We start from the raw sequence: 13,063 nt of genomic DNA on the forward strand, positions 1-13,063 counted from the left end.
GATAGCGGCTCCCAACTTGCGAAAGCACAGTCCACTTGCGGATAACGCGCCCCAACTTGCGAAGTGCGCCCGCATCCTTATTTTAAAAGCCGTAAACTATTTAAAATGACCAGAATTGTACTGCCTTCATGGCCGATGACGCCAAACGGCAGGTCGATAATCTGAAAGAAGTTGGACGAAATCAACACCATGATGACCGCAATCGAGAAAACAACATTTTGCTTAATGATCCGGTTCATTCGCTGTGACAACCGAATGGCTTCTGAAATCCTTGGCAGGTCGTTTTTCATAAGAACAATATCTGCCGTTTCCAGGGCCACATCCGATCCTTCTCCCATGGCAATCCCGACATTGGCAATGGCGAGTGCCGGGGCATCGTTGATACCGTCACCGACCATGGCGACATTTTTATATTTGTCTTTTAACTTTTTCAGGTACTCCACTTTTGTTTCCGGCAGGCATTCGGCGAAGTATTCCGATACGTGGCTTTCTGCGGCAATCGCCTTCGCCGTTTTTTCACTGTCACCGGTTAGCATAATCGTATGAATGCCTTGTTTTTTTAAGTGGTCAATAGCAAGCTTTGTTTCTTCGCGGACAACATCCTTTAAGCCTATTGCGGCACTTAATTCTCCATCAATTTCCACATAAACAAGGGTATTGCCCTGGCTCGCAAGATCTTTTGCAAGACCGTCCGCGAATTTCTCTGTTAGTTCTTTCCCAACAAACGCAGCTTTACCAATCTTCCACTGTTCCCCATTTACTACCGCTTTAATTCCCCAGCCTGGGATGTCCTCAAGGCTGTCAGGGTGAAATAACTCCTTAGAAACGGTTTCCTTCGCATATTTCACAATCGCCTGCGCAAGCGGGTGATTGGAATGACTTTCAATCGAAGCGGCTTTCCAAATCAGGCTGTCTTTATCAAGCCCATCCTTGACGATCACTTCAGTCACAACCGGTTTGCCTTTTGTAAGAGTACCGGTTTTATCGAAAGCAATGGCTCCTAAATGGCTGAGGTTTTCCAAATGGACTCCGCCCTTTACCAATATTCCGTGCCTTGCTCCATTGGAAATAGCAGATAAAGTGGCAGGCATAATCGAAGCCACCAGCGCACATGGGGAGGCTACCACCAATAAAATCATCGCCCGGTAAAAGGATTCGTGCCAGTCCCAGCCAAGCAAAAAGTGCGGTACGAAGAACATCGCCAATACTACTAGCAGGACCACCTTAACATATGTTCCCTCAAAGCGCTCGATGAAAAGCTGTGACGGCGACTTTTCACTTTGGGCCGATTGCACGAGCTGAATGATTTTTTGAAAAAGAGTATCGCTGCTTTCCTTTGAAACATTGACAGTAATAGCACCGGACAGATTCACAGTTCCGGCAAACACCTCTTCCTGTTCGCCTTTGGAAACAGGCATTGACTCACCGGTAATCGCTGCTTCGTCGATATTTGTATACCCTTTGACAATCATTCCATCGGCCGGAACCCGTTCGCCCGGTTTAATGAGTATCAGGTCGCCGACCCGCAGTTCAGATACCGAAACCAGCTTTTCTAAACCGCCGGAGATCAGAACGGCCTCTTCAGGCTGCAGCTCCATGAGTGAGGAAATTTCCTTATGGCTTTTATTCATCGTGTAGGTTTCCATTGCCCCGCTGACAGCAAAAATAAAGATGAGGATAGCCCCCTCTGTCCAATATCCGATAATGGCAGAACCAATCGCGGCAAAAATCATCAGCATTTCAACATTTAATTCTTTGTTTTCATAGGTTGCCTCAATGCCTTCTTTTGCTTTGGCAAAGCCGCCAATGACGAATGCGAGCAGATAGGCAACAATTGATTCTGCTTCTTGGCCGTTTTTATCGAGAAGCCAGCCTGCAAGGATGAAGACACCACTTAACCCGGCAGCAATCAATTCTGCATGCGGTTTTATTTTTTCTAGAAAACTGGTCTTTGGAATTCCCTTCGTGAGAACTTTTGTTTCGGAAACCATTCTTTTCACCCTCCTTTAATGAAATCTAATTGAGAAAAATAATCAAAATCACAACCCCTAAAAAACACGAAAGCTGTCATCAAGCGATGACAGCAGAACTTACTAATTAGAATTATTCTTATTTGTTTTCATTGTACCATACATTTTATGAGATGGATACGGTTTTGCGCTAAGAATTTTCTTGGTGGGGAATAAAGACGTTTCTTTTTCCAAACATAAAGATGGTGAAGGAGACAAACAACAGCAGCGTACTAATAATGTAAAAGAAGCTGACGTTTTGAAAATACTTAATAAATAGACCGCCGATAACAGGGCCGGCTAAGCTTCCAAGGCTGTAAAAGATGCCGCATAGTAAATTTCCGGTCGGCAGCAAATTTCTCGGTACCAAATCGGCCATGAAGCTGATTCCCAATGAGAAAGTAGACCCGACGAGCATGCCGGAGACAAGGAAGGTCAGGAATAAGCCAAATGACGAATGCTCGACAAAACTGGCGGCTGTAAAACTGCAAAAGCCGAGAAAAAGAACTGTCATTAAAACTTTCCTTCGCCCATATTGGTCACTTAACAGTCCTAATGGCAACTGAGTAATGATGCTGCCAATGGCAAATCCTGATAAAACAAGGGATACGCTCGATACTGCTAAATCCATTCGTAAAGCGTAGATCGGAAAGCTTCCGTTCAAGGAAGCTTCCAGGAAGCCATAAACAAACGTAGGCAAAAATGCAACCCAGCCGTATTTTAAGGCTTTTGTAAACTGTTTGACCGTTGAAAAAAAGGAATTAATTTTCACTTCCTGTTCAGGAAATTCATTTTTAAGCACAAAGACAAATCCCCATCCGATTAAGCAAAGAATGGAAGATACTATAAATGGCAGGGCTTCATTTAGATTGACCAGCGGTGTCATCAGCGGACCGGCGGCAAAACCAATGCCAAAGAAAAGGCCGTACAAGGAAACGTTTCTTCCTAGCTTATCTGGCGGCGAAAAGGAGGTAATCCAGGTCTGGGTCGCAAAATGCAGGGCGTGATCGCCAATTCCAATCATCAGCCTTAGGAAGAACCAAAACCAAAAGGCCTTCCATAACGGAAATAAAGCAAGCGCGGTAAACACAAGCCCGCCGCCCACAATAATGATTGGTTTATAGCCATATTTTCGTAATGGCATTTCCATAAAAGGAGCCACACACAATATTCCGATGTAAAGAGCGGTTGCGTTAAGTCCATTTAATGAGGAAGACACCCCGCCTTTTTCAAAAATAACCGCAATCAGCGGCAGCAGCATTCCCTGCGAGAAACCCGAGATGGCCACAATGCTGACTAGGATTGTAAACCGATAATTATTTTTCATTGAATGTTCCTCTACTTCAGACGTTCTTCCTAATGATGGTAAATCAGATTATGCTTTATTTGCAAGAAAAATGTTGCAAGTTCATTCCTTGAAATGGTAATCTTTAGTTTGAAAAATTTGGGCATAATGGAAAGAAAGATAAAAAAGAGAAGCGATTAAAATATACATATATGGAGGGAAATCGGTGACAAATAAAATTTTTATGCTGCTGACATTTATCGGGGTCCCCGTTTCAGTTATTGGGACACTGATGCATTGGCCAAGTATTATCCTATTTATTATTTACTGTTTAACAATCATTGCATTATCAAGCTATATGGGGCGGGCAACGGAAAGCTTGGCCATTGTGGCTGGGCCGCGCATCGGCGGACTGTTGAACGCCACTTTTGGAAATGCCGTCGAACTGATTATCTCCGTATTTGCCTTAAAAGCGGGGCTTGTCGGGGTTGTCCTTGCATCTTTAACAGGTTCGGTGCTCGGGAATTTGCTGCTCGTGGCAGGTCTGTCTTTCTTTGTCGGCGGCTTAAAATACAAACGGCAGAAGTTTAATGTCTATGACGCCCGCCATAATTCCGGATTGCTAATGTTTGCGGTGATGATTGCATTTGTTATTCCAGAGGTTTTTTCAATGGATATGAATGATACTAAGAAATTATCTCTGAGTGTCGGCATTTCGGTTATTTTAATCCTGCTTTACCTCGCAGCTTTATTTTTTAAGCTTGTTACACATCGTGGGGTTTATCAAAGTGATAACGAGGCCCAGCATCATGATGAGGAGCCGGAGTGGGGGAAAGGAAGAGCCATCCTGGTGTTGCTTTTAGCAACGCTGGCGGTTGCCTACATTTCCGAGAATCTCGTTCATACCTTCGAATTTGTGGCGGAATCCTTTGGCTGGTCGGAGCTGTTTATCGGGATTATCATTGTAGCCATCGTCGGAAACGCGGCTGAACATGCTTCAGCGGTGTTAATGGCCTTTAAAAATAAAATGGATGTAGCTGTGGAAATCGCTATTGGCTCCACTTTGCAGGTTGCGATGTTTGTTGCCCCGGTTTTAGTGTTAATTTCCTTGTTATACGAAAAATCTATGCCGTTACTATTCAGCTGGCAGGAGCTAATCGCGATGGTTTCAGCGGTATTATTGATGGTTGTCATTTCAAACGATGGTGAAACCAACTGGTTCGAAGGTCTGACCTTACTTGCCGCCTATGTCATTATGGGGATTGGATTTTACCTAATATAATCATTTTTACTAAAAAAGACTCCAAGCCGATTGGCTTAGAGTCTTTTCTTATCATACGGGATAAGACTTATGTTTTGGACCGAACATTCTTTCATATAGGGTATTTCATCAATCGCTTTTACTTGGGACCATCAACCACCAACCTTCATGTTTAGTTTAGGAAAAACACGACTGTTGAATGCATATATAAGAGTATCCCAACCTCCTTAATAATAATTAAAAACTAAGTAAGCTATGTCGATTGATTGCATCCCTCCTTTTTGAAAGTTAAGTTTATTATAACCTGTAATTTGAATTTTGTAAATGTTCGGATTATTACATTTTTATTACTTTTCGACCGCGCAAATAGATACAGAATTAGGACACTGAGAAAATTTGCAAAAGCAGTACTTGCCAATGGATAATATGGCCCAACTCCGAAGAAACTACTAGCAGATTATTTTTGCTATTTGCGAAAGGAGTTTTTCTTTTGAAAAAAATTGCCTCGGGTCTTTTAATTTTTGTTTTAATGGTTTCTTTCATACCGTCTGTCTTTTCTGAAAAAACTGCTGTAAAAAAGGAACCGATAAAGACCCAAATTCCATCCTCGGTTAGGAATATCACAAAGGAAAATACATATCCTAATTCGACTCAGGATTTGCCTTTTCTGCAGCCAAGTGATTTGACAAAAAAACTTATAAATTCTTCAAAGGTCAAAATTGAAAACCCTGACCTTATTCGTATGCTGAACGAATCAAGCATAAACGGCACACCGTTTGCTGTCGGCTACCGCGCCATCGTTTACCTTGGCCAGTGGCCGTTGAACTATGAGTCTTTGGAAACCTCGACGAATTGGGAGTATCAAAAAATCAATACGAATTACTTTGATAACCGCGGCGGCAACGCTCCATATCAAATTAAATATGTTCAGGAAGCGCAGAAAATTGTCAGAGGCGGTTTAACGGCCAAAATTCCAAATGCCGAAGACGTGAAGAAAATGATTCTTTTAAAGGCAATGCAAAAAACGAATCTGCCGCTCTCATTTGATACAATTATCGGTGCCGGTACAAAGAACGATCACATTTATAACATCCCTTCAAACCGGCTTGGTTACCTTTATGCTTATGCGCCTGCCGTGAATGAAAAGGGAAAAGTAACGTATGGTGAAGTCTACTTAATGTTAAAAGGAAACCGCAAATTCATCGTCATCAAAAACGTAACCTCACAGGGAATCGGTGCATGGATTCCTGTGCAGGACTATGTTTCCTTTGGATTTCTCGCTTCCGAACGTCCACGCTAAATTTATTTTGAACTAGCTCCTGCCAATGGTTTCGGCAGGAGCTTTTTTAGCTAATAGGAAATTCAACTACGCCTCTGTCTTCTTCCTAACGGACTCGCCAATCGGCGAGTTTTCATTTAAAAAAAGAAGATTGCAAAACCACTGAAATTTGGTTAGGATGAAAAAGGCAACTGAAAAAAAGGAGCGAATTTACGATGGGCAGTCCCACTCATGATAAAAATTCCCAATTAGACTTTTTAAAGCATCGTCTTAATATGTTTCTCGACATTCTCGAAGCCATTGACCCGGAAGATACCGATTTAGACGATATTGACCGTCTGATTACGATGATTGACGAGCTGGAATCAAAAATAAGAGAATTCAATAATCGCGAATTAAGTGAGTCTGTTAATTAGCAGGCTCTTTTTTTTGAGAAAAAGTTTCCACGAAATCGATTACATCCAAATCCTTTAATTCTTTCGCCTATAGGAGTATAATTATAACCGTCAAAAAGTTGTAAAAATTTATGCATAATTAGGGGAAAATAGGGAAAGGGGAAACAGACACGTGAATATCGAGAAATTCCAAGAAAGCATGTACGACCTTATTGTGGAAACCTCCACTAAGCTGCCAAAAGATGTGCGCCGCGCTATCAAAGCAGCGAAGGAACAAGAAAATGCCGGGACTCGCGCTGCAATGAGCCTAGCGACCATTACCAACAATATTAAAATGGCGGACGACCAGGTATCACCAATCTGCCAGGATACAGGACTTCCTACTTTTAAAATAAAAACTCCAGTTGGTGTCAACCAATTAGAAATAAAAGAAGCCATTAAAAAGGCGATTATTCAAGCAACAAAAGAGGGCAAGCTGCGCCCTAACGCTGTTGACTCTTTGACGGGTGCCAACAGCGGCGACAACCTAGGGGCTGGCGTTCCGGTTGTTAAATTTGATCAATGGGAAAAAGATTATATTGATGTGAAGCTGATTTTAAAAGGCGGCGGCTGCGAAAACAAAAACATTCAGTACAGCCTGCCTTGTGAATTAGAAGGACTTGGACGCGCAGGCCGTGACCTTGATGGGATCCGCAAGTGTATCATGCACTCTGTTTACCAGGCACAGGGACAAGGCTGTTCTGCAGGCTTCATCGGCGTCGGCATCGGCGGCGACCGTTCCTCTGGCTATGATTTGGCAAAGGAACAATTATTCCGCTCGGTTGATGATGTGAGTCCAAATGAAGACCTTCGTAAATTGGAAGAGTATGTACTTGAAAATGCAAATAAATTAGGGATCGGCACAATGGGCTTTGGTGGCGAAGCGACTTTGCTAGGTTGTAAAATCGGCGTCATGCACCGTATTCCTGCCAGCTTCTATGTGTCTGTTGCTTACAACTGCTGGGCATACCGCCGCATGGGTGTTTCCATAGATCCTGAGACTGGCGCAATTGTTGAATGGGCTTACCAAGATGGCGAGTTCATCGATTTCGCACAAGATGAGGCAGAAAAAGAAGTTGCTGCTGCTTCTGAACAGGAAGTCATCACTTTGCAAGCCCCAATTACTGAAGAGCAAATTCGTGCTTTGAAAGTCGGTGACGTTGTGCAAATCAACGGCATGATGTACACTGGCCGCGATGCGATTCATAAGTATTTAAGCGACCATGACGCACCTGTTGATTTAAACGGTCAAGTGATTTACCACTGTGGCCCGGTTATGCTGAAGGATGAAGCCGGCGTATGGCACGTGAAAGCTGCTGGCCCGACAACAAGTATCCGTGAGGAGCCTTACCAAGGCGACATCATGAAGAAATTTGGCATCCGCGCTGTTATCGGTAAAGGCGGAATGGGCCCTAAGACTTTGGCTGCTTTAGCAGAGCATGGCGGTGTTTATTTGAACGCCATCGGCGGTGCTGCCCAGTACTATGCTGACTGTATCAAGGGTGTCGAAGGCGTTGACTTAATGCAATTTGGTATACCTGAAGCAATGTGGCATCTGCGTGTTGAGGGCTTCAAAGCGGTAGTTACAATGGATTCGCACGGCAACAGCTTACATGCTGATGTCGACAAATCATCATTGGAGAAATTGGCGCAGTTTAAGGAGCCGGTTTTTAAATAAGATCTTTGGGATTGGGATAGACTCGCATAGCGGGTCTATCTTTTTTTTGTGGGCGCTGAGGGGGTGAGATTGTAGATATGTTTCGGAAATTTGTAGATATCTCGGAAATTTTGTAGATATATTTGAAAAATTGTAGATATCATCCGAAAATTTGTAGATATCATTTCAAGTGGCAAGTTTTCAGTTCGTAATTAATACTAGGATTTCCCTTCAGATAGGGTCCTAAGGGCCAATTTGTAGATATCTGCTGGTAATTTGTAGATATCCTAAATAATTTGTAGATAAAATTAAGAAATTGTAGATATCTCTCCAAAATTTGTAGATATTTTCTCAACTACAAAAATAAAATACTCAATTTTAAAAAAATCAACAGGGATATTGACGTTTTCTGTCGAAAATATCAGCTATAACTTTAAAGGAGGGAACATTTTGTTTGATTTAGAGCTTTATAAACCGATTCCACTGGAACAAACAGTAGCACTCATAAGAAGAATAACGCAATATCATCCTAAGAGACCCAATATAGAAAAAGAAATAAAAAAATTATATTCTGGCTACCAAGGTGAAAAAAAACTTCGCTATTTTCTTGGATTAATTCCTGACAAAAAATATCATATTTTTCATGGCCTCCGTCTCCCGATTGGAAATACTTACTTTCAAATAGATGCACTTCTTCTTTCCCCTAAACTAACTCTTATTATTGAATCCAAAAACTATGCAGGGACAATTACAATTGAAAAAGACCAATTAATACAGGAGGTGAATGAATCAAAAGAGGTATATGATAATCCGTTAGAACAGGCAATACGCCATAAAATTCTTTTACAATACCTGCTTGAAAAATACCAATTGCCTGCAGCACCAATTGAAGTTTTAGCTGTAATGACAAGGTCCTCAAGTGTAATCAAGATTGCACCGGGATACCATGAAGCAGAAAAAAAGATAGTAAAAGCAGGCAATCTTTTAAGAAAGATTGAGGAACTGGAGAACCGCTACACCGCAGAAAGAATTGATCAGAAAACAATTGGGAAAATAAAAAGGCTGTTATTAAGTAAACACACCCCACTTAAAATTGATGTATTACGAAAATTCGATATCGGAATAAAGGAAATTATTCCGGGTGTTTGTTGTCCACGATGCTTACATATACCGATGCAATATCGAGGGCAGAAATGGTATTGCCCAGTATGCGAGTTGCTTTCGCAGGATGCATACATCGAAGCAATCAATGACCATTTTTTAATTGTAAAAAATTCGTTAACAAATAGAGAATTACGTGAATTTCTGCATATTCCCTCTTCAAGGCAGGCTACCTATTTGTTAAACCTAAAAAAACTCCCATCTACCGGATCCAATAAGGGCCGAATATACTACCAACCAAATTAACCCTATTTTCCTTTATGTGTTAATTATGTTTTCCCCCCAAGAACAAACACTATAAAAAACAATATTGGGGGAAACTTGGATGAAAAAATTATTGTGCTTACTTAGCATAATGGTCCTATTGTTACCGACTCTTACATATGCAGCTCTGCCGAATCGGCCGATCCATTGGGGATTTAAAAAAGCAGTTGATGAAGTGCCACCGGAGGCAGGGGCGGAATATGATGAAATTCTTGCTAAATACGGGGCAGTTTACAAAGGTGACCCGAATAAAAAAATCATCTATCTTACCTTTGACAGCGGCTATGAGAACGGACACCTCCCTAAGATTCTTAAAGTCCTGAAAAAAGAAAAAGTGCCGGCGACTTTTTTTGTGACTGGGCATTTCCTGCTGTCACAGCCGGAACTCTCTAAACAAATAGTCGATGAAGGGCACATCATTGGGAATCATTCCTGGCACCATCCTGACTTTACTCGCGTTAGTGACGAAAGGGTCCGCACAGAATTGAACAAAGTAAGGGATAAAACCAAAGAGATTACTGGTCAAAAAGAAATGCACTATCTGCGCCCGCCGCGTGGTGTTTTTAGTGAAAGAACGATGCAAATTGCAAAAGAAGAGGGCTTCACACATATTTTCTGGTCCCTGGCTTTCGTCGATTGGAATGTAAACAGCCAAAAGGGCTGGCATTACTCATACAACAATATGATGAAGCAAGTTCATCCAGGTGCAATCATTCTCTTACATTCCGTTTCGAAAGACAACGCGGATGCTCTTGAAAAAACCATTCAAGATATGAAAAAGAAAGGATACAAATTCAAAAGCCTCGACCATTTGATGAAGAAACCGAATGAAAAGAAGAAGAAATCGAAGAAGAAGTAACCGAATTTCATTGAAATTCGGTTTTTTTCTATTTCATGCTATAATACGGGGAAAATACTAAAGGATGGAGCCCATATGTGGCAAGAAACTATACGTATTGACGGTCCGTATAATTTTGACAGCGTATTGGAAAGACATGCGCCGGATCCTTTGAAGGTGCTCGATTTAGCCAAACGTACAATTCGTGTACCGGTTGTTATACACGACAGTTCACATGCAGTACAGGTAACGGCAGCGGGAACAATACACGAACCATCGTTCATTGTTTCAGGAAATAGTGATGCTGACAAAGAAGCAATCATCCATCGCATAGCGGAAATTTTTCAATGGAATGTTTCTTTAGCAAATGTCCATGACCATTTTGAAAAAACAGATTTAAAGGAAATATTCGATTCTTTCGTTGGCACCCCGCTGGTTCTGGATTTCGATTTGTTTGGGTCGTTATTAAAATGCATTATCCACCAGCAAATAAATATGAAATTTGCCTATACCTTAACCGAGCGATTTGTCAAAACGTTTGGTTATGAGATAGATGGAGTATGGTTTTTCCCACAGCCGGAAACAACTGCTAGGTTAACGGTGGAAGAGTTAAGACCACTGCAAATCAGCGGCAGGAAGGCTGAATACATGATTGGAATTGCCAAAGAAATCGTCGAAAATGGGCTCGACTTAGACGCCTCGAAAAACCAATCGGATGAGGAAGTTTTTGAACGGCTAATGAAAATCCGCGGCGTCGGCAGGTGGTCGGTGGAAAATTTCTTATTGTTCGGACTGGGCCGTCCAAATCTTTTTCCATTGGCTGACATAGGCATACAAAACGCTATCAAGAAACTATATCAGCTCGAAAAAAAGCCGACCTATGAAGAAATGGAACAATACAAACAGGGCTGGGAACCATATCTAAGCTACGCTTCCCTATACTTATGGAGAAGTATCGAATAATTTGGAGTGAACTTAATGAAAACAGAACAACATATCAAAATACAACCTAAACAGACCTTCCCGCTGACCATCAAAAGGCTTGGCATTAACGGTGAAGGTGTCGGCTATTTTAAAAAGCAAGTCGTCTTCGTGCCAGGTGCGCTTCCAGGCGAGGAAGTGGTGGTAGAGGCAACAAATATCCATCCGAAGCATGCTGAGGCAAAAATTAAGAAAATCCGCATCAAGTCGCCGCATCGAGTAAAGCCGCTTTGCACGGTATACGACCAATGCGGAGGCTGCCAACTGCAACATTTGGACTATAAACAGCAGCTTAAGGAAAAGCGTGATATCGTAATACAATCGCTTGAGCGCCATACAAAGCTCAACATTGAAAAACTTGATATCCGTGAAACCATTGGAATGGAAGACCCATGGGGATATCGAAACAAGAGCAGTTTTCAAGTGAAGGCAATAGATGGCAAGGTGCTTGCTGGGCTTTATGGCCTTAATTCCCATCAATTGATTAATATTGACGAATGTGCTGTTCAGCATTCTCAAACAAATGAAGCAACATCAGCGGTTAAAAGGATTTTAGAGGAATTAAAAATTCCTATTTATAATGAAAAATCCAGAAAAGGTATTGTTCGAACCATTGTTACACGGGTTGGCATTCAAACAGGCGAACTACAAATAGTCCTAATCACAACACAAAAAGAATTACCAAAAGTGGACATCATCATTCAGGAAATTCAAAAACGTCTTCCAAATGTGAAATCAATTATTCAGAACATAAATGGGCAAAAGACGTCGCTTATTTTTGGCGAGGAAACACTTCCTTTAGCGGGTGAAGAGTTTATCCAAGAAACACTAGGAGATCTTCAATTTGAGCTTTCTGCAAGGACGTTCTTTCAATTAAATCCAGTTCAGACCGTAAAGCTTTATAATGAAGTGAAAAAAGCAGCCGCGCTGACTGGTCAAGAAAAAGTAGTAGATGCTTATTGTGGAGTGGGTACTATCGGGTTATGGCTCGCCGATCAGGCAGGAGAAGTCCGTGGAATGGACGTGATCCCAGAATCGATTGAGGATGCGAAGAAAAACGCAAAGCGTCACGGATTGAACAATACAAAATATGTACCTGGAAAGGCAGAAGAGGTCCTGCCAAAATGGGTCAAAAAGGGTTGGAAGCCCGATGTCATTGTTGTCGATCCACCTAGAACAGGTCTTGAGGGACAGTTAATTCAAACCATTCTTCAGGCAGAACCAACAAAGCTTATTTACATCTCATGCAATCCATCGACCTTGGCAAAAGACATTCAGACATTAAGTTCCAAATATGACGTGGAATATATACAGCCAGTGGACATGTTCCCGCAGACGGCGCACGTCGAATGTATCTCGCAACTCATTTTAAAGAAAGGCAACTAACCCCTTCTGGGTGTTGCCTCTTACATTTCTTGTTGAGGATTAACAAAGATGTATTGAATATGGACAGTTCCATCTTGATTACAAGTAATCTTCTCAACCAATGTATGAAGGATTGTCGGCGTTAACTCGTTTAAGTTTAGAACGTCTTTTAGCTTACCAAAATAGCATTATTCCCAAAACGAAGGTTTTCTGAGAGATTTCAGCAGACCTTCGTTCTTTTTATGCCCGAAAAAGAGGAGAAAAGCAGGAGCAGAGTAGGAGTTGAGGGTGTAGGAAGAAATGCGAATCATTCAAACTTAACTCCTATTGTCCCTTAAACCTTATCACTACTATGGAATGTAATTTTTATTCAGAATTCATGCACAGTTTATACACAAATTGAGAAAAAGCGTGAAAAAAGCTGGAATAATTATTATTTGGGAGAAAGTGGGGAAGAGTGAGAAAAAGGCGGAGGTCAGGTGGGAGAGGAAATGAAAGTAGATAAAAAACTGATTAAGGGATTGAGGAA

Annotated in this window: 10 protein-coding genes; 8 read left to right on the top strand and 2 right to left on the bottom strand. The window is 41.7% G+C overall.

The features are described 5' to 3' along the window. Nucleotides 1–77 precede the first annotated feature (77 nt). Both KHB02_RS17785 and KHB02_RS17790 read right to left on the bottom strand, forming a co-directional pair. Complete coding sequence (locus tag KHB02_RS17785) at nt 78–1,991, bottom strand: heavy metal translocating P-type ATPase (RefSeq protein WP_213146573.1); 1,914 nt, start codon at nt 1,989–1,991, stop codon at nt 78–80. 169 nt (nt 1,992–2,160) lie between these two features. Further along, nucleotides 2,161–3,336 carry an MFS transporter gene (locus tag KHB02_RS17790; RefSeq protein WP_213146574.1) on the bottom strand — a complete coding sequence of 392 codons (1,176 nt, stop codon included), beginning with the start codon at nt 3,334–3,336 and terminating at the stop codon, nt 2,161–2,163. A 184-nt stretch (nt 3,337–3,520) separates the two neighbouring features. On the opposite strand from KHB02_RS17790, the gene cax reads away from it, so the two are divergent. The 8 genes from cax (at nt 3,521) to rlmD (ending at nt 12,555) form a co-directional block, all read left to right on the top strand. Beyond that, nucleotides 3,521–4,576 carry a calcium/proton exchanger gene (gene cax, locus KHB02_RS17795; RefSeq protein ID WP_338088303.1) on the top strand — a complete coding sequence of 352 codons (1,056 nt, stop codon included), beginning with the start codon at nt 3,521–3,523 and terminating at the stop codon, nt 4,574–4,576. Nucleotides 4,577–5,045: 469 nt separating this feature from the next. Next, nucleotides 5,046–5,855, top strand: coding sequence for a YfkD famly protein (locus KHB02_RS17800; RefSeq protein ID WP_241113933.1), 810 nt, complete (start codon nt 5,046–5,048; stop codon nt 5,853–5,855). A 194-nt stretch (nt 5,856–6,049) separates the two neighbouring features. Next, the gene (locus KHB02_RS17805; RefSeq protein WP_213146575.1) at nt 6,050–6,250 is read left to right on the top strand and encodes an SE1561 family protein; all 201 of its coding nucleotides are present in this window, start codon (nt 6,050–6,052) and stop codon (nt 6,248–6,250) included. A gap of 151 nt (nt 6,251–6,401) precedes the next feature. Next, the gene (locus KHB02_RS17810; protein ID WP_338088304.1) at nt 6,402–7,946 is read left to right on the top strand and encodes a fumarate hydratase; all 1,545 of its coding nucleotides are present in this window, start codon (nt 6,402–6,404) and stop codon (nt 7,944–7,946) included. Nucleotides 7,947–8,375: 429 nt separating this feature from the next. Further along, the gene (locus KHB02_RS17815; RefSeq protein ID WP_213146576.1) at nt 8,376–9,332 is read left to right on the top strand and encodes a nuclease-related domain-containing protein; all 957 of its coding nucleotides are present in this window, start codon (nt 8,376–8,378) and stop codon (nt 9,330–9,332) included. A 79-nt stretch (nt 9,333–9,411) separates the two neighbouring features. Continuing rightward, nucleotides 9,412–10,209: a delta-lactam-biosynthetic de-N-acetylase gene (gene pdaA / locus KHB02_RS17820; protein WP_213146577.1), complete on the top strand. Its 798-nt coding sequence runs from the start codon at nt 9,412–9,414 to the stop codon at nt 10,207–10,209. 75 nt (nt 10,210–10,284) lie between these two features. Beyond that, on the top strand, nt 10,285–11,151 hold the full coding sequence (locus KHB02_RS17825) for a DNA-3-methyladenine glycosylase family protein (RefSeq protein WP_213146578.1): 867 nt from the start codon (nt 10,285–10,287) through the stop codon (nt 11,149–11,151). A 15-nt stretch (nt 11,152–11,166) separates the two neighbouring features. Beyond that, a complete protein-coding gene (gene rlmD / locus KHB02_RS17830; RefSeq protein ID WP_213146579.1) occupies nt 11,167–12,555 on the top strand; it encodes a 23S rRNA (uracil(1939)-C(5))-methyltransferase RlmD in 1,389 nt (462 codons plus the stop codon). The last annotated feature ends 508 nt before the right edge of the window (nt 12,556–13,063 follow it).

The organism is Neobacillus citreus (assembly GCF_018343545.2).
Lineage (GTDB): Bacteria > Bacillota > Bacilli > Bacillales > Cytobacillaceae > Neobacillus > Neobacillus citreus.